General features: G+C 64.5%; 18 protein-coding genes. 14 read left to right on the forward strand and 4 right to left on the reverse strand.

From position 1 onward, the window contains the following. Nucleotides 1-213: 213 nt before the first annotated feature. The 4 genes from N5C28_RS18610 (at nt 214) to N5C28_RS18625 (ending at nt 2,745) form a co-directional block, all read left to right on the forward strand. Nucleotides 214-579, forward strand: a complete 366-nt coding sequence (locus tag N5C28_RS18610) for a hypothetical protein (RefSeq protein ID WP_279824627.1) — start codon at nt 214-216, stop codon at nt 577-579. Between the two features lie 273 nt (nt 580-852). Further along, a complete protein-coding gene (locus N5C28_RS18615) occupies nt 853-1,542 on the forward strand; it encodes a PAAR domain-containing protein (protein ID WP_279824629.1) in 690 nt (229 codons plus the stop codon). Between the two features lie 256 nt (nt 1,543-1,798). Further along, the gene (locus N5C28_RS18620; protein ID WP_279824630.1) at nt 1,799-2,314 is read left to right on the forward strand and encodes a hypothetical protein; all 516 of its coding nucleotides are present in this window, start codon (nt 1,799-1,801) and stop codon (nt 2,312-2,314) included. 2 nt (nt 2,315-2,316) lie between these two features. Then, complete coding sequence (locus N5C28_RS18625) at nt 2,317-2,745, forward strand: DUF4952 domain-containing protein (RefSeq protein ID WP_279824631.1); 429 nt, start codon at nt 2,317-2,319, stop codon at nt 2,743-2,745. A gap of 42 nt (nt 2,746-2,787) precedes the next feature. Here N5C28_RS18625 and N5C28_RS18630 read toward each other — a convergent pair whose 3' ends face one another. Both N5C28_RS18630 and N5C28_RS18635 read right to left on the reverse strand, forming a co-directional pair. Further along, complete coding sequence (locus N5C28_RS18630) at nt 2,788-3,306, reverse strand: GNAT family N-acetyltransferase (protein WP_279824633.1); 519 nt, start codon at nt 3,304-3,306, stop codon at nt 2,788-2,790. Between the two features lie 14 nt (nt 3,307-3,320). Then, nucleotides 3,321-4,112: an APH(3'') family aminoglycoside O-phosphotransferase gene (locus N5C28_RS18635; RefSeq protein WP_279824761.1), complete on the reverse strand. Its 792-nt coding sequence runs from the start codon at nt 4,110-4,112 to the stop codon at nt 3,321-3,323. A gap of 129 nt (nt 4,113-4,241) precedes the next feature. Here N5C28_RS18635 and N5C28_RS18640 point away from each other — a divergent pair, with 129 nt between their 5' ends. The 7 genes from N5C28_RS18640 (at nt 4,242) to N5C28_RS18670 (ending at nt 10,747) form a co-directional block, all read left to right on the forward strand. Further along, nucleotides 4,242-5,069 carry a hypothetical protein gene (locus tag N5C28_RS18640; RefSeq protein WP_279824634.1) on the forward strand — a complete coding sequence of 276 codons (828 nt, stop codon included), beginning with the start codon at nt 4,242-4,244 and terminating at the stop codon, nt 5,067-5,069. Nucleotides 5,070-5,082: 13 nt separating this feature from the next. After that, nucleotides 5,083-5,523: an RDD family protein gene (locus N5C28_RS18645; RefSeq protein WP_279824635.1), complete on the forward strand. Its 441-nt coding sequence runs from the start codon at nt 5,083-5,085 to the stop codon at nt 5,521-5,523. 572 nt (nt 5,524-6,095) lie between these two features. After that, nucleotides 6,096-6,815 carry a carbonic anhydrase gene (locus N5C28_RS18650; RefSeq protein WP_279824637.1) on the forward strand — a complete coding sequence of 240 codons (720 nt, stop codon included), beginning with the start codon at nt 6,096-6,098 and terminating at the stop codon, nt 6,813-6,815. Nucleotides 6,816-6,923: 108 nt separating this feature from the next. After that, nucleotides 6,924-8,435 (forward strand): SulP family inorganic anion transporter, encoded by a 1,512-nt coding sequence (locus tag N5C28_RS18655; RefSeq protein WP_279824638.1) that lies wholly within the window; start codon nt 6,924-6,926, stop codon nt 8,433-8,435. Nucleotides 8,436-8,584: 149 nt separating this feature from the next. Then, nucleotides 8,585-9,205, forward strand: a complete 621-nt coding sequence (locus tag N5C28_RS18660) for a hypothetical protein (protein WP_279824640.1) — start codon at nt 8,585-8,587, stop codon at nt 9,203-9,205. Between the two features lie 390 nt (nt 9,206-9,595). Beyond that, nucleotides 9,596-10,078, forward strand: coding sequence for a BRO family protein (locus N5C28_RS18665; protein WP_279824641.1), 483 nt, complete (start codon nt 9,596-9,598; stop codon nt 10,076-10,078). A gap of 129 nt (nt 10,079-10,207) precedes the next feature. After that, nucleotides 10,208-10,747: a transposase gene (locus N5C28_RS18670; RefSeq protein WP_279824642.1), complete on the forward strand. Its 540-nt coding sequence runs from the start codon at nt 10,208-10,210 to the stop codon at nt 10,745-10,747. Nucleotides 10,748-10,877: 130 nt separating this feature from the next. Here N5C28_RS18670 and N5C28_RS18675 read toward each other — a convergent pair whose 3' ends face one another. Further along, nucleotides 10,878-12,374: a CoA-acylating methylmalonate-semialdehyde dehydrogenase gene (locus N5C28_RS18675; protein ID WP_279824643.1), complete on the reverse strand. Its 1,497-nt coding sequence runs from the start codon at nt 12,372-12,374 to the stop codon at nt 10,878-10,880. Nucleotides 12,375-12,598: 224 nt separating this feature from the next. Then, the gene (locus N5C28_RS18680) at nt 12,599-13,945 is read right to left on the reverse strand and encodes an aspartate aminotransferase family protein (protein ID WP_279824644.1); all 1,347 of its coding nucleotides are present in this window, start codon (nt 13,943-13,945) and stop codon (nt 12,599-12,601) included. A 158-nt stretch (nt 13,946-14,103) separates the two neighbouring features. Here N5C28_RS18680 and N5C28_RS18685 point away from each other — a divergent pair, with 158 nt between their 5' ends. The 3 genes from N5C28_RS18685 to N5C28_RS18695 all read left to right on the forward strand — a co-directional run bounded on the left by N5C28_RS18685 (nt 14,104) and on the right by N5C28_RS18695 (nt 17,494). Continuing rightward, nucleotides 14,104-15,024, forward strand: a complete 921-nt coding sequence (locus N5C28_RS18685; RefSeq protein WP_279824645.1) for a LysR family transcriptional regulator — start codon at nt 14,104-14,106, stop codon at nt 15,022-15,024. A 141-nt stretch (nt 15,025-15,165) separates the two neighbouring features. Next, entirely contained in the window at nt 15,166-16,086 is a 921-nt protein-coding gene (locus N5C28_RS18690) for an aldo/keto reductase (RefSeq protein WP_279824647.1), read from the forward strand. Nucleotides 16,087-16,162: 76 nt separating this feature from the next. After that, nucleotides 16,163-17,494, forward strand: coding sequence for an MFS transporter (locus N5C28_RS18695; protein ID WP_279824648.1), 1,332 nt, complete (start codon nt 16,163-16,165; stop codon nt 17,492-17,494). Nucleotides 17,495-17,499: the final 5 nt, after the last annotated feature.

Below are 17,499 nucleotides of genomic sequence, written 5' to 3' on the forward strand. Positions count from 1 at the left end.
CCCCGCCAGGCTGTTCTCCTACCCCTATCCCCATAGGTGTATCGACCGTCCATTGCGAAACCTGTCCGAACTATAGGCACGAAAACGTACGACATGCACCCCGAAGCGCGTAGGACGTTTCTGCACCGTGCCGCGGTCCGCAATTGCCCAGGTTCGTCGAACTCTCGGCCACCTCGGCCTTCTAATGCCACTCGACGAAGAAAGGAGGCCCCAATGAGAACAGCATCCCTTGCCTGCGCCCTTGCGCTCTGCGCGCCCCTGGCGCTGGCCGCCCAGGCCGACAAGGTGGACATCGTCTCGCACCTGAATGGCCTGAACATCGTCATCGAGCCGCTGGGCGTTCCCCCGCGTGACAGCAACGCGGTGCAACAATTGGTTGGCGTGCGCGCCGTCAAGGTCCTCAACCAGACCTCGGAAGCCGCGACCTGCGAATTCCATGTCGAAGCCAAGGACCGCACCAGCACCGACAGCCCGGTCTTCACCGTCGGTCCCAACAGCCAGGTGATCGAACGCGTACCCGGCGAATACTCCCCCGACAAACCCTACGCCGAACTGACCTGCAAACCGACCAAGCGCTGAGGCGCCACGGTTCCTCTGTACATGGCGGGATGACCTGATCGCATCGCGACCGGAAAAGCCCGCCGCTGAAGCGCCTCCTGCGGCCAGCGCAAGTCTGGCGGTTAGCTGATTAGCTGTGGGAGGGGCTTCAGCCGCGACGGCTTCCTCTCCGTATCTGCATCTGTCCTCACCGAACACCGTTGCGGCCGCAGGGTGTCCGAGGCTACGCCCCCACGCAGAGCATGGGCGCGATCAGTAAGAGCGTGATCGATCGTTCCCACGCTCCGCGTGGGAATGCCTCCCGTGACGCTCTGCGTCACCCACACGAGCCCACGCCCTCTCCCCAAACATAGGCAGTTGGCACCAAATTCAGACCACACTGATACGTTTTCCTGCGTGCCTCCTGATATTGCTATTGAACGCAGGCAACGATGGCCAAGGACACGGCCGCTGCTTCATAAACACTCCGCAAGGACCGCGACCATGACTGGAAAACCCGCCGCACGCGTCACCGACCCCACAGCCTGCCCACTCCCTGGCCACGGAATCACCCCCATTGGCAGTGGCTCACCCAACGTACTTCTCGACAATCTGCCCGCTGCTCGCCAAGGCGACAGGTCGGCATGCGGTAGCCTTCTAACCGGCAATCTCGTAAGCAACGTGCTCATTAACGGCAAACCCGCCGCAACAATCGATTCAACAGGCAGCCACGGCGATCTCGTGATAGGCGGATCGGCAACTGTGATCATCGGCACAAACGTGGTTATCGCCGACATCCCCGTAGTGCCTCCAATCCCGAGTCGATTCAACGAACAGTTCGAGCTGCTGGATGTGGAAGGTGAGCCCGTCGCAGGTTTCAACTACAAAATCACCACCACCTCAGGAAGGGTCTTTCGCGGCACGACCGACTCAGCGGGATTATCCCGGCGGATACACACGGAAAAAGTCGAAATGCTCCACATCGAACCCGATGACCGTGTTTGATGGAGGACAGCACATGATCAGACCAGTATTGATAAACGACAGAGGCACGACCTCTTCTGAAAACGACACACGCCACACCGTTTCCATCACAACTCGATATACCAGACGGCCTGACGACTCGGGTTGGCTCGCGATCAGGCTCGAGCCCAGCGGCCGAATTGTCTCCCTCTGCGAGTTCACCAAAGTGCTCATACTCGGAAGCAGGAGTGGAAGAACATATTTTCGTATCGCCGACGGAAACGGGAGCTATGTTGGAATGGAGGCAAGCCTCCGAGACGAAAACGCAGCTCGCTACCTGTCAGGAAACGGACCGTCATCAGCCGCTACCATAGTTGTCACCTACGATGGCTTGCCGAAAAATGAGTACTCGCCGGTCAGAAGAGACACCCAAAAACATCAGTGGGCAAGCATCAGCTTCAATGGCCTGAAGGCGCGCGCAACGCTCAACAGCATATGGGGGCGCGAGTACACACCTATTCCTGCAGGCCAACATCGCATCATGGCTCCTGACTACTCACATGCGAATATTTCCACAGGAGGCTATCGGCAGGCGCATCCTGGGCAAGTACGTTGCACAGATGTCTGGTTCCCCATTGCACTAGAAGGTAGCGAAACCAACAGCAGCCGATACATACACATTGGCCATTTGTCAGAGGGCTGCATTACCGTCTATGAGCTGTTGAAGTGGAACGCTCTGTACGATTACCTGATCAATAAACGCGTTCCCCGCAGCCAGGGAAAATTCATCGGCACTCTCATCGTTGAGTCGTAGGCATGCACAAGTCACTCGGGTACCTGATTACCGTTGTCCTACTACTCCTGTCCGGCTGCGCAACCGCCAGCCCCCGATGCCATGACATGCTGCAAGCAATCAGTACACCCCCTGCGTTTATCCAATACGAGCGCTGTGAGGTGCAGGCACAGAACCAGGGCGTTCCCGTCGTCGCCATTTACCGGATCGACGGGGCCGACGCAGCAGCGGCCGAAGACTTTCTTCGCGAGCGTTTCGGATTGGCCAGCAGCTTTGTGCGCAGTTGCTGCATGTGGGAGCTTCCGGCCGCGATCCCCTATCAGGAAAACGCAGCGGCGCCCTACTACACCATTCGGATGTACTCGGAAGAGACAGTGGTCAGCACGCGGAAGGACTGGCCGAAAATCCAGAATTTCTACCTGACCGTCACCACCTACAGCGAAGACATCTGACAACCGCCTGGCGGCCTGGATCATTGCGAGCACAGGTGCGTCTCACAACTCGAACCGCTGGTACCAGAACAACGCCACCTCCTCCCGGGACGATTGCTCCAGCGCGCTGTAGAGGTAGCGGTCGAACCCGCCCAGTTCGAAGCCCTGGCGCCGGTAGAAGCGGCACGCAGGCACGTTGTTGCTTTGGGTTTCCAGACGCAGGCCTGGCAGGCCGCGCGTCTTGGCCCAGGCGATGGCATGGTCCATCAACTGCGTGGCCAGGCCGGTGCCGCGAAAGCTCCGATCGACGGCAAAGTCATCGACCAGCCCGTAGCGATTCCAGTCCTCGGACGCCAGCAGGTACCCACACACCCGCCCCGCGGCCCTTGCCACCAGCAGCACCTGATCCGCACCAACGCGGGCAAATTGCTCGGCGTCGAAGTCATACGCCTTGCGGTACGGCGCCACGGGCCTGGCTTGCAGCGCCTCATACGGCGCGACCAGTTCGGCGGTGACCTCGAACGAAAAATCACAGTGGGCGATGGCGTCAGGCGAGAGCTGCGAGGCGTATTCGATGATCATCGGCAAGGGTCTCCTCAACCCCAGGTCAGTGGGTCCAGGCGCAGGTAGAACGACAGGCGGCTGTCGTCCGCTACCGATAGGCCCAGCAGCTCGACGGTCAGGCGCCGCGCCTCCTGAGCCTGCTCATGGGTCGCCCAGCTTTCCCGGGCATTGGCCAGCAACAGGGAGAGGTCGACGTGCCGATCAGCGCGACCGAGCCGGCTCAGGTCGACCAGGCCCACGCAGCGCAGCGTTTGTGGATCGATCAGGAAATTGGGCAAGCACGCATCGCCGTGGCATACCACCTGATCGTCGGCTTCCTGCGCCAGGCGCAAAGGCAGTTCGGTGCGCAGCGCGTCGAGCAGCCGTGCCGGCGGAGTGCCTCGGTGCTCGTCGTCGAGAAACTCGATATTCACCGCATCGCGCGCGACCACGCTCTCGGCACGCGACCATGTGCCAGCAAGCCCACGCTCGAACGGGCAAGTCGCCACCGGCAGCCCGTGCAGCGCCTTGAGCCGATCGACCATGGACGGCCAGGCTTGCAGCAGCTCCGTGGCATTCAGCTCACTGGCCGGCACGCCTTCCAAGGCGCTCAGCACCAGGCAGGCGTGGTCCTCGGCGTCGATCCAGCCCAGCACGTCGGGCGAACCGACACCCTGCCCGGTCAGCCACAGCGTGCGCAGGTGCTCCGCCCGCAGTTCGGCAACCGCGGTGCCTCGGGCCACTTTGGCGAACGCCGCGCCATCGGAGCGTCGGTACACCGCATCGCCCGATTCGCCGTGGCTCACAGGCACCCACCGCACGCCATCAGGCGGACTGGGTAGCATCGATTTCACTGGGTGGTCAGTCATGCTCCACACTCTATCAGTCACCACGGGGGCTTGTTAGCGGGCGCGCGGTTGCGTAGGTTGCGCGCTGGTGGCCCGATGCCACACCGACTTTCAGGGAGAGAACGCGTGAGACTGTCCGGAAAATACGCAGCACTGATCGTGATGATCGCCATTTTTGCCGTGTGGGCGGCGGCCTACCCGCTGGCGCAATTGCTCCCCCGCGACACCTTCAGCGACCCGTTCGAACCGGTCTACAACGGCCTCAACGTGCTGTTCACCGCCCTGGCGTTCGGCGGCGTGATCGTCACCCTGTTCTTCCAGGCGGACGAAGCGCGCATCGCCCGGCGCGAGGCGGTGGAGCGCTCGATCTTCGAGATGTTCCAGACCTTCACCAGCCCCGACTTCCAGGACGTCAAGGACCGCGCCTACCTGGTGCTGCTGACCGCCGTGAAAGACCGCGCCTACGGCGAATTCCTCGCCAGCCGGCTGTTCGTGGTCGAGCAGCAACGCCTGCCCGAAAGCAGCATGGTACTGGTTCGCTCGCTGGCACCGGAGAAGCAAGACCTCGACGACAAGGCCCTTGTCCACGCGGACCGCAACGACCGCCTGAGGCTCGACAACATGATCAACTTCTTCAACATGCTGGCTCAGCGCGAGTCATCCGGCACCGTGGTCAAGCACTTCGACTTCGCCTACGACTGGTGGCGCCCAGTGCTGTGGATCATCGCCCAGTTCCAGCTGCAGCAATACGAAGCCTCGCCCACCATTCGCCAGTACTGCCGCAACCCGCTGCTGAGCAGCACCCTCAGGACCCTGGATGCCGTCTACGGCCACGCCCCGCTGAACACCTCCGCCGAGGTCTGGGCCTATATCAACACCCATCCGAAGCTCAAGGATTTCGAGCTCGACCCGAACTACCAAACACTGCCGGAAACGCAGCCCGCTCACCCGTAACAGGACACGAAATATGGAAGTTTCACGCACCCGCCTGCTCGCCTTGCGAGGGGTCGCCTTTACCCTGGATCTGCTGTTTCTGGTGGGCAGCGTCTACCTGTTCATTCTGTTCGAGTTCACTGCGCTGCCAGCCTTGCTGTACGTGGTGGCCTACGTGTTTCTGGCCGAATGGCTGTTTCGCGGCTACACCCTCGGCAAATGGCTGTGCCGGATACGCGTCATCGATGGCAACGGCCAGCCCCCTGTCCTGCTGCAAGTGATCCTGCGCAACCTGTGCCGGCTGATCGAAACCAACCCCTTCCTGCTCGGCCCGTTGCCAGCAGCCGTCATCTTCATCTTCTCCCCTCGCAGTCAACGCATGGGCGACATGCTGGCTCGCACCTATGTCATCGAGTGCAAGGAACTGGCGGCGATACTGGAACAGATCGAGTACGAGCAGCAGGCGCACGCCTGATCACTGGGGCCCAACAACGCTCGCCGCTAAAGCGCCTCCCACGACCCGCGGCGTACCCGTGCTAGCGGCTTCAGCCGCGACAACCACCACCCGCCGCCCGATCGCTCCCACGCTCCGCGTGGGCATGCATCCCGTGACGCTCTGCGTCACCCACCGTCATCGGCCTGACCACCTCACTCAGCCAACCAACCGTAGCGGACGCGGAGCGTCCGAGGCGACGCGCCCCACGCAGAGCGTGGGTGCGATCAGTCAGGATGCACGCCCGTTGCAGTGACCACACTTGAAGCACACCCAGTCGTTACCCGGCAGTAAAGCTCGCCGCTGAAGCGCCTCCCACGGTCCGTGGTTATCCGAGCGCCCACAACACGCCCACCATCTGTGGGAGGGGCTTTAGCCGCGACAAGCCGTGTTTCGCAGCACAGGCCACCGCTCCAATAGTGGCGTTTTAGAGCCTCGCGTTCAGGTTCACTTAAGTAAGAGTGCTTATCGTTGCCCTGAACGTGACCAATCGGTCACGGGCGTTTGGTCAGTAGTCGAGAACGTCGTTCACGCTGTAACAGGAGATAAGCACGATGAACTCAACCACTACCCGAGCCGGGACTATCCAGCGACCGGCAGAGTCGCAAGCCGCACTCGACACACTCATCCAGGGCTTCCGGCGTTTTCGTCAGGAGGTCTACCCCCGCCAGCAGGCGCTGTTCAAACACCTGGCCAGCGCGCAGCAACCCAAGGCGATGTTCATCACCTGCGCCGACTCGCGCATCGTCCCCGAGCTGATTACCCAGAGCGACCCGGGCACCCTGTTCGTCACCCGCAACGTCGGCAACGTGGTGCCGCCCTACGGCCAGATGAATGGCGGGGTCTCCACCGCCATCGAATACGCGGTGCTGGCGCTTGGCGTGCGCCACATCATCGTCTGCGGCCATTCCGACTGCGGCGCGATGAAGGCCGTGCTCAACCCGCCGAGCCTCGACGGCATGCCCACCGTGCGCGCCTGGCTGCGTCACGCCGAAGTGGCGTGCAGCGTGGTGGAAACCAGCTGCACCTGCGCCGCCCATGAAACCCTCGGCGTGCTGACCGAGGAGAACGTGGTGGCCCAGCTCGACCACCTGCGCACCCACCCCTCTGTGGCCGCGCGCCTGGCCAGCGGACAGTTGAGCATCCACGGCTGGGTCTACGACATCGACGCCGGCACCATCCGCGCCTACGACGCCAGCAGCGGGCGCTTCCACCCGCTGGAAGGCGACGAAATCCCCTCGGCAACGCCCCAGCCGCGCTACGCCAGCGCCTGATCGATCCCGTTTCTGCCCCGCCCCGGGGACCTGCTCAACGGCTCGCATGCAGCAGCCTTTGAACAGGTTCTCCGGGCGGTGGGCACCCTTTTGCCTGGAGAATGCTTTATGACTGTATTTCGCACGCTGCCACGGGACGCGCTGGCGTCCGTGGTGGTCTTTCTCGTCGCCCTGCCGCTATGCATGGGCATTGCCATCGCCTCCGGCATGCCGCCGGCCAAAGGCCTGATCACCGGCATCATCGGCGGTCTGGTGATCGGCTTCCTGGCTGGCGCGCCGTTGCAGGTCAGCGGCCCGGCGGCGGGCCTCGCGGTGCTGGTGTTCGAACTGGTGCGCACCCACGGCATGGCCGCCCTCGGCCCGGTGCTGCTGCTCGCCGGGGTGATCCAGCTGGCGGCCGGCGCCCTGCGCCTGGGCGGCTGGTTTCGGGTCACCGCGCCAGCCGTGGTCTACGGCATGCTCGCCGGCATCGGCATCCTCATCGTGCTGTCGCAGGTGCACGTGATGCTCGACGCCGCGCCCAAGGCCTCTGGCCTGGACAACCTGCTGGCCTTCCCCGCTGCGGTGGGCGACGCCTTCAGCCTGGTGGGCGGCAACGCCCTGACGGCCGGCCTGGTCGGCCTCGGCACCATCGCCAGCATGTGGCTATGGGAACGCTACCGCCCGGCGCCGCTGCGTTTTTTGCCCGGAGCCCTGGTGGGCGTGACCCTCGCCACCCTGACCAGCCTGTGGCTGGCACTGCCGATCAAACGCGTGGAACTGCCAGCCAACCTGGGTGACGCCATCGACTGGATCACCCCGCAGGGCCTCGCCAGCCTGGCCGACCCACAGCTGCTGGTCGCCGCCTTTGCCCTGGCCTTTATTGCCAGTGCCGAGACGCTGCTGTCGGCCGCCGCGGTGGACCGCATGCACGACGGCCCGCGCGCCCGCTTCAACCGCGAGCTGTCTGCCCAGGGCATCGGCAACATCCTGTGCGGCGCGGTCGGCGCCCTGCCGATGACCGGCGTGATCGTGCGCAGCTCGGCCAACGTCCAGGCCGGCGCCCGTGGCCGCGCCTCGACCATCCTCCACGGCGCCTGGCTGCTGGCCCTGGTCGCCCTGCTGCCCGGCGTGCTGCAGAGCATCCCGGTGGCCAGCCTGGGCGCGGTGCTGGTGTACACCGGCTGCAAACTGGTCGACCCCAAGGCCATGCGCAACCTCGGCCAGTACGGTCGCGTGCCGCTGTGCATCTACGCGGCCACGGCGCTGTGCATCGTCTTCACCGACCTGCTGACCGGCGTGCTGGTGGGCTTCGCCCTGACCCTGCTGAAGCTGGTGTGGAACGCCTCGCGCCTGCGGGTGAAGCTGGTGCCCACCGGGCCGCAGCGCGCCGAGCTGCGCATGAGCGGCGCCGCCACCTTCCTGCGTGTGCCGCAACTGGCCAAGGTGCTCGCCAGCGTCGAACCCGGCACGCTGCTGCACCTGAGCCTGGAGCGGGTCAACTACATCGACCACGCCTGCATGGAACTGCTGGAAGACTGGGACCGCTCCGCCCGCGCCCAGGGCGGCGCCCTGGACATCGTCGAAGGCGCCGCCCTGAAACGCAGGGTGGAAGGCCGGCAGCGTACGGCGCTGGCCTGAGTGCGTGACGGCTCATTTACCTTGGTCGGTGAGTGAGCCGTCAGGTGGGATTCAGTGATAGCCACCGCCAGTGGTCGTACCCACCCTCACGTGGGCGCGATCACCAAGACTCGCCGCTAAAGCGCCTCCCACGGTCCGTGGTTACCCCCATGCTCGCCCCCCCAACCACAACCTGTGGGAGGGGCTTTAGCCGCGACATCCCCGACGCTCGCCGCCAAGGCGCCTCCTACACGAACGAGGCAACCCACAAACGACCGGCTCGCCCTGAACCCATCGTTCCCACGCTCCGCGTGGGCATGCATCCCGTGACGCTCCGCGTCACCAACCGCAACCAGCCACCAACTACATCGAGCCGGCATCCGTTGCGGATACAGGTCGTTCAGGGCACAGTCCATTACAGGCGCGAGCCAAATACCCTCACCCGCAAGCAAGCTGAAATGCATGGATTGCATCCGATGAAAACAGTTGTTTCTTACCTGCTGGTCGCGCTTGTGAGTGCCGCTATCGGCTTCAGCCTTAGCCCAAGTGAAGTGGACAAATCGCTCGCCTTTCGCCTCGAAGAGCCCGCTCAAATCGCTACCCCCACGGGCCAGCAAAACTACCTTTTGCCTGGCGGCACAGTCGTCTATCACCAAGCCAGCTTCGACGAAGGCCACAGCCTCTACCTCATAGAGGTGATGTTCGATGGACAGGTACCCCTGCAAGAACTTTCGCCGAATGAAGTCGCAGAGCCGCTCTGGTTGTACAAGCCGGATGCTGCCGACCAGTAGCACCAAGAGGGTCTAGGAACAGGTCCACGCCCAGCGAGCGCACACTCATGTGGGAGGGGCTTCAGCCGCGACCGACACACCTGGGAATCCCCTGTCTTGCCATCGCCCGACCCGCTCCCTATTCTGCGCAGGCCACGGTCAATCCCGTGGCCGGGTTTGACAGCTCGGTAACTAGGCGCGAAGTGCCATCTGGTGCATGCGAAAACGGCGTACGTTTTTGCAGGCCCCACCATGCATGCAGTTTCACTGCAACGCTCTATGGCAGATCGCGTGGGGAGACCCTAGTGGTCTGCCGGTTCCGAGTTCCGGTCTGTCAACCCTGCGCGGTCTGCCTCCATTCGATTGACAGCGAATGAGGCAGCTCTCCAGCCCAAACTTGGAGCGTCACTCATGCAGGAAGCATTCACCCCCATCGTTTTCCAGCGTCACCACAACCAACTGCGCGCCGTGCTGATCGATCGACAACCCTGGTTCGTCGCCGCCGACGTCGGCCGCCTGCTCAGCCAGCGTCACGCCGAACGCCTGTGCCAGCGCATGGACGCCGACCAGCTCAGAACCCTGCGCCTCGCCTACCGCACCGGCCGCGAAGAAACGGTGCACGCCATCAACCAGGCCGGCCTCTACAAGGCCCTGTACCGCTTCCCCCACCCGGAACACCAGGCCATCGCCCGCTGGTTCAGCCACGACGTCATCCCCACCCTGCACGACCAGCACCACCTGCACGGCAACCCACCCCGCCGCGTCCTGATGGCCTGGCACAACAGCCGCATCGCCCTGCTCGACTGGCAAGGCGAACTCTGGGTGCCCCTGCACAAACTGCCCACCTTCAGCCCCTGGCAGGAGCCATCGAGGCCACGGCGCTGGTTTGGTTGAGGTACTGACTTCGTAGGATGGGTTGAGCACAGCGATACCCATCACTCGATTCCCCGGGTATCGCTTCGCTCAACCTGCGCGGCCCGACCCAGGCTACGATCAGTTTTTTCTGCAAAGGATTGCAGTCATATGGTTCTTTATCGCCGCGACAGGACCCCGGGCGCGACCTGGTTTTTTACGCTCAATCTGGCGAACCGCCAGAGCAGCTTGCTGACTGAGCACATTGGTCTTCTGCGCTCCAGCTTTACGCATGTCATGCGCCTTCACCCATGGCGTATCGATGCCATTGTGATCTTGCCCGAGCATTTGCACGCGGTTTGTACCCTACCGCCGGGTGATGCCGATTTCGCCGTTCGCTGGCGCTTGATCAAGAGCGGCTTTTCTCGTGGGCTCCCGCATGGGGAATCGGTTTCCACGAGCCGACAAGGAAGAGGCGAACGCGGCATCTGGCAGCGTCGCTATTGGGAACACCGCATTCGGGACGACGCGGACTTCGCTCGGCATATCGATTACATCCACCACAACCCACGCAAGCACGGGCACGTAGAGCGCGTGGTCGATTGGCCGTGGTCGTCGTTCCATCGTTATGTGGAAGCGGGTTTATTGCCGAGAGATTGGGCGGGTGATGAGGATGATGCGGTATCCGTGGGTGAGCGGGTTGAGACGTAGGATGGGTTGAGCTCGGCGATACCAATCATGCAATCGTCCCGGGTATCGCTTCGCTCAACCCAGGCTACGAACCACAGAAACAAAAAGCCGGTCTCTCGACCGGCTTTTTCTTTTAACGCCTTACCCAAACTCATCCATTACTCGGAAACGCAAACTGCGCGGCCTCGTGGCTGGCGCGTTGTGGCCAGCGTTGGGTGATGGCTTTTTTGCGGGTGTAGAAGCGTACGCCGTCCGGGCCGTAGGCGTGGAGGTCGCCGAACAGGGAGCGTTTCCAGCCGCCGAAGCTGTGGTAGGCCACCGGTACCGGGAGGGGGACGTTGACGCCGACCATGCCGACCTCGATTTCGTCGCAGAACAGGCGGGCCGCTTCGCCGTCACGGGTGAAGATGCAGGTGCCGTTGCCGTATTCGTGGTCGTTGATCAGTTGCATGGCGTCTTCCAGGCTGCCGACGCGGACGATGCACAGCACGGGGCCGAAGATTTCTTCCTGGTAGATGCGCATCTCGGGGGTCACGCGGTCGAACAGGGTGCCGCCGACGAAGTAGCCGTCTTCGTTGCCGCTCACGCGGTAGCCGCGACCATCCACCACCAGTTGCGCACCAGCGGCCGCGCCGTCGTCGATGTAGCCGACGACCTTGTCGCGGGCGGCGGCGGTGACCAGCGGGCCCATGTCGAGGCCGCAGGAGGTGCCGGCGCCGATCTTCAGGCCTTTGATCTGCGGGATGAGTTTCTGCACCAGGGCGTCGGCGATCTGGTCGCCCACGCACACGGCCACGGAGATGGCCATGCAGCGCTCGCCGCATGAGCCGTAGGCGGCGCCCATCAGCGCGCTAACGGCGTTGTCGAGGTCGGCGTCGGGCATCAGCACGGCGTGGTTCTTGGCGCCGCCCAGGGCCTGCACGCGCTTGCCGCGCTTGGTGCCTTCGGCGTAGATGTATTCGGCGATCGGCGTGGAACCGACGAAGCTCAGGGCCTTGACCGCCGGGGCCTCTATTAGTGCGTCCACGGCTTCCTTGTCGCCGTGCACGACGTTGAGCACGCCCTTGGGCAGTCCAGCTTCGTGCAGCAGTTCGGCGATGAACAGGGTGGAACTCGGGTCGCGCTCGGACGGCTTGAGGATGAAGCAGTTGCCGCAGACGATGGCCAGCGGGTACATCCACAGCGGCACCATGGCCGGGAAGTTGAACGGGGTGATGCCGGCGACCACGCCGACCGGCTGCAGGTCGGTCCAGGCGTCGATGTTGGGGCCGACGTTGCGGGTGTATTCGCCCTTGAGGATTTCCGGGGCGCCACAGGCGAATTCGACGTTTTCGATGCCGCGCTTGAGTTCGCCGACGGCGTCCTCAATGGTCTTGCCGTGCTCTTCGCTGATCAGCTGGGCGATCTTCTCTTCGTTCTGCTCCAGCAGGTTCTTGAAGCGGAACATGATCTGCGCGCGCTTGGCCGGCGGGGTGTTGCGCCAGGCCGGGAAGGCGGCCTTGGCCGCGGCGACGGCCTGGTCGATGGTGGCGCGGTCGGCCAAGGCTAGTTTCTTGGTGGCTTCGCCGGTGGACGGGTTGAACACGTCAGTGGTGCGGCCGGTGCCGGCGACGCGCTCGCCGTTGATCAGGTGTGAAATGTGGCTCATGGGGCTCTCCGTTCTTGAATTCTGTTGGGCGGCCGGGGCAGCGATGTAGGGTGGATGACGCTTTTTTCATCCACCGCTCAGCGGTGTCTGATGAGGGAAGCGTCAACTACGCGTCCCGATCCACCCTACGGTGTTTGGCGTTCGTGTTATGGAAAGGACTGAGCGGTGATTCGCATCACGCTGCGCAGCGTGATGCGTCGCGGCTAAAGCCCCTCCCACAGGGGTTAATTCAGCTTGTTCAGGGTGTCGCCCACGGCGCCCAGTACGCGCTCGAGGTCGTCCATCTTGGCGTTGAAGGTTGGCCCGAACTGCAGGGTGTCGCCGCCGAAGCGCACGTAGAAGCCGGCCTTCCACAGGGCCATGCCGGCCTCGAACGGGCGGATCACCGGGTCGCCGTCACGCGGGGCCAGCTGGATGGCGCCGGCCAGGCCGCAGTTGCGGATGTCGATGACGTGCTTGCTGCCCTTGAGGCCATGCAGCGCCTTGCCGAATTGCGGCGCCAGTTCGGCGGCCTGCTGGATCAGGTTCTCGCGCTTGAGCAGTTCCAGCGAGGCCAGGCCGGCGGCGCAGGCCACCGGGTGGGCGGAGTAGGTGTAGCCGTGGGTGAACTCGACCATGTGCTCGGGCGAAGGCTGCTGCATGAAGGTCTGGTAGATCTCGCTGGAGGCGATGACCGCGCCCAGGGGAATCGCGCCGTTGGTGATCTGCTTGGCGGCGTTGATGATGTCCGGGGTCACGCCGAAGTACTCGGCGCCGCTCCAGGTGCCCAGGCGGCCGAAGGCGGTGATCACTTCGTCGAAGATCAACAGGATGTTGTGCTGGGTGCAGATTTCGCGCAGGCGCTGCAGGTAGCCCACCGGCGGCACCAGCACGCCGGCCGAGCCGGACATCGGCTCGACGATCACCGCGGCGATATTGGAGGCGTCGTGCAGCTCGATGAGTTTCAGCAGTTCGTTGGCCAGCTCCACGCCACCGGTCTCGGCCATGCCGTTGGTGTACGCCAGGTGCGGCTGCAGGGTGTGCGGCAGGTGGTCGACGTCCATGAACTGGCCGTACATCTTGCGGTTGCCGCCGATGCCGCCCAGGCTCGTGCCGGCGATGTTCACGCCGTGGTAGCCACGGGCGCGGCCGATGAACTTGGTCTTGGCCGGCTGGCCTTTCAGGCGCCAGTAGGCCTTGGCCATTTTCACCGAGGTGTCGGCGCACTCGGAGCCGGAACCGGTGAAGAACACATGGTTGAGGTCGCCCGGCATCAGGTCGGCGATCTGCTCGGCCAGCTTGAACGACAGCGCGTGGCCGAACTGGAAGCCTGGCGAGTAATCGAGGGTGCCGAGCTGCTTGGAGACGGCGTCCTGGATTTCCTTGCGCGAGTGGCCGGCGCCGCAGGTCCACAGGCCGGACAGGCTGTCGTAGACCTTGCGCCCCTTGTCGTCCAGCAGCCAGCTGCCCTCGGCGGCGACGATCAGGCGCGGGTCGCGCTGGAAGTTGCGGTTGGCGGAGAACGGCATCCAGTGGGCGTCCAGCTTGAGCTGGCTGGCCAGGGACGGGGTTTCGGTCTGCGGCATGTTCATGGGGAGCCTCGCGCTCGAAGTGTCGTGGGAGGGGCTTCAGCCGCGACGGCCGCCAAAGCGCTTCCCTAGGAGTAAATCAGTTGTCAGCCAAGGTGCCACGGGCATAGAGTCAGTAAAACTCGACTCTTCTTAACTTCAGTTAGGCGACCACTAAACTAATGAGCACCCGCCGCCCCGACCCGCTGGCCCAGGTCAGCGACTTCGATATCCGCCTGCTCAAGCTGTTTCGCAGCGTGGTGGAGTGCGGCGGTTTTTCCGCCGCCGAAAGCGTGCTGGGCATCGGTCGCTCGGCGATCAGCCAGCAGATGAGCGACCTCGAACAGCGCCTGGGCCTGCGCCTGTGCCAGCGCGGTCGCGCCGGTTTCGCCCTGACCGAGGAAGGCCGCGAGGTCTACCACTCCACCCAGCAACTGCTGGCAGCGCTGGAGAGCTTTCGCACCGAGGTCAACGGCCTGCACCAGCACCTGCGCGGCGAGCTGAACATCGGCCTCACCGACAACCTGGTGACGGTGCCGCACATGCGCATCACCAATGCCTTGGCGCGCCTCAAGGAGCGCGGGCCGGACGTGCGGGTGCACATCCGCATGACGCCGCCGAGCGAGGTGGAACAGGGCGTGCTCGACGGCCGCCTGCACGTCGGCGTGGTGCCCCAGGCCGGCGCGCTGTCGGGGCTGGAATACCTGCCGCTGTACGACGAACGCTCGCTGCTCTACTGCGCCGTGGGCCATCCGCTGTTCTACGTGGATGACGCGCAACTGGCCGACGAGCGTCTGAATGCCCAGGACGCCATCGCCCCGACTTTCCGCCTGCCGCCCGAGGTGCAGAGCCACTACCAGGCGCTGAACTGCACGGCCAGCGCCTCGGACCGCGAGGGCATGGCCTTCCTGATCCTCACTGGGCGCTACATCGGCTACCTGCCCGACCACTACGCCAGCGCCTGGGTGCAACAAGGGCGCCTGCGCGCACTCAAACCCGCTACGCGCTTCTACGATGTCAGCCTGGCTTCGGTGACGCGCAAGGGCCGCCGCCCCCACCTGGTGCTGGAGAGTTTTCTCGACACCCTGGCCGCCAGCAGCTGAGCCCCGGCGGCCTGGCGAGCCGCCAGCCCAGGCAGATACATCAGGTAACAACTGGTGGAGCAATAGGCATGGGCACCCCGGTACCCGGGTCTATCATCGACCTTTTCCCGCCTTTCCCTGCAGTGCATCACGGAGGACTCCATGCCTAGCCGTCGTCACTTCATCCAGGGCAGCGCAAGCCTGCTGACCCTGGCCGCCGCAGCCCCCTTGCTGCCTTCCCTGGCCTTCGCCGCCCCTGCCCCGCTGATCCAGCGCACCATTCCCAGCAGTGGCCAGCAGATCCCGGTGATCGGCCTGGGTACGTCGCAAACGTTCAACGTCAGCCTCGATGACGACAGCCTCAAGCCGCTGGACGGGGTGATGCGCGCCTTCATCAATGGCGGCGGCACGCTGATCGATACCGCGCCCAGCTACGGCGCCTCGGAAGAGGTGACCGGCGAGCTGCTCAAGCGCACCGGTACCCAGGGCAAGGCGTTTCTCGCCACCAAGATTTCCGCCACCGGCCGCGAGCGCGGCCTGGCGCAGTTCGAGGCCAGCCTCAATGCGCTGCAGACCGACAAGCTCGACCTGGTGCAGGTGCACAACCTGCAGGACACCCGCACCCAGCTGGCGCTGCTGCGGGAACTGCGCGAGCAGGGCAAGGTGCGCTACATCGGCATCACCCATTACATCGAGTCGGCCCATGACGATCTGCTGGAGGTGCTGGCCGAGGAGAAGGTGGACTTCGTCCAGCTCAACTATTCGGTGGGCGAGCGCAACGCCGAGAAGCGCCTGCTGCCCTACTGCGCCGACAACGGCATCGCCACCCTGATCAACCGCCCATTCCAGCGCGCTCAGTTGCTCAACCGGGTGAAGGGCAAGCCCTTGCCGGAATGGGCCATGGAGGCCGACGCCACGTCCTGGGCGCAGCTGCTGCTCAAGTTCATCCTGGCCAACGAGGCGGTGACGGCGGTGATCCCGGCCACCTCCAACCCGCGCTACATGGCCGACAACATCAAGGGCGGCATCGGCCGCCTGCCCGATGCGGCGCTGCGCGAGCGGATCGTCCAAGCGTTCAGCTGACTTCGAGGGGCTTCGCTCCTGACTCACCCGACAGGCGCGGCCCTGCTTCAGGCCGCGCCGAGCCAAGGCACGCGCGATGACACCGACCCAACGCCTGGCCCAGGCGATCAACGCCCGGCCCATCGAACTGCTGGCCGCCCTCTGCGGCTTCGCCCTGTTCTTCTGCCTGTTCAGCGGCTATTTCATGCTGCGGCCGATCCGCGAGGCCATGGGCATTCGCGGCGGCGTGGAGAACCTGCAATGGCTGTTCACCGCCACCTTCGTGGTGATGCTGATCGCCGTGCCGCTGTTCGCCTGGCTCAACTCCAAGGTGGCCCGGGCGCGCTACATCGACTGGGTGTATGGCTTTTTCATCAGCAACCTGCTGGCCTTCGCCGTGCTGTTCCAGTACGCCGGCGACGACATCTGGGTGGCCCGGGTGTTCTACGTGTGGATCTCGGTCTACAACCTGTTCGTGGTGTCGGTGGCCTGGAGCCTGATGGCCGACGTATTCGACAGCACCCAGGCCAAGCGCCTGTTCGCCTTCATCGCCGCCGGGGCCAGTTGCGGCGGGCTGGTCGGCCCGGCGGTGGGTGCGTTGCTGGTGGACACCCTGGGCGAAAGCGGGTTGATCCTCCTGGCGGCGGTGTTGCTGGGCGTGGCGATCCTGGCCAAGCACTACCTGATGGCCTGGCGCGCCGAGGGCGGCGCCGGGCGCCCTGACGCACCGCCGAGCGAAAGCCCGCGAAAACCGGTGATCGGCAACCCGTTCAGCGGCCTGACCCGGGTGCTCGGCTCGCGCTACCTGCTGGGCATCAGCGCCTTCGTCATCCTGCTGGCCACGGCCAGTACCTTCCTGTACTTCGAGCAGGCGCGCCTGGTGGCGGAAACCTTCACCGACCGCAACGAACAGATCCGCGTGTTCGGCCTCATCGACTTCTGCGTGCAGTCGCTGTCGCTGCTGGCCCAGGTGTTCATCACCGGGCGCATTGCCCAGCGCTTCGGCGTGCGCGCCCTGCTGGCCGGGGTGCCGATCCTGGTGTGCCTGGGCTTCATCGGCCTGGCCCTGGCGCCGACCTTCGCCATGCTCGCGGCGCTGATGATCGTGCGCCGGGTCGGCGAATACGCTTTCGTGCGCCCGGGGCGGGAAATGCTCTTCACACCGCTGGATGCCGAGAGCAAATACAAGGCGAAGAACTTCATCGACACCGTGGTCTACCGCGCCGGCGATGCCGTCAGCGCCTGGGCCAAGGCCCTGCTCGACCTGCTCGCCAACGGCGTGCTGGTGGCGGCCGTGGCCGGTGCTGCCTGCGCCGCGCTGTGGGGCGCGCTGGGCTGGTACCTCGGCGGCCAGGCTTCGCGGCGGGCGGCCGAGCCGGTTGCCGGACGTGACGCCGAAATATCGCCCCGGCACCACCCCGCCGACTGAGCACC

Origin of the sequence: Pseudomonas sp. GD03944 (assembly GCF_029839275.1) — a bacterium.
In the GTDB taxonomy this organism is placed as follows: domain Bacteria; phylum Pseudomonadota; class Gammaproteobacteria; order Pseudomonadales; family Pseudomonadaceae; genus Aquipseudomonas.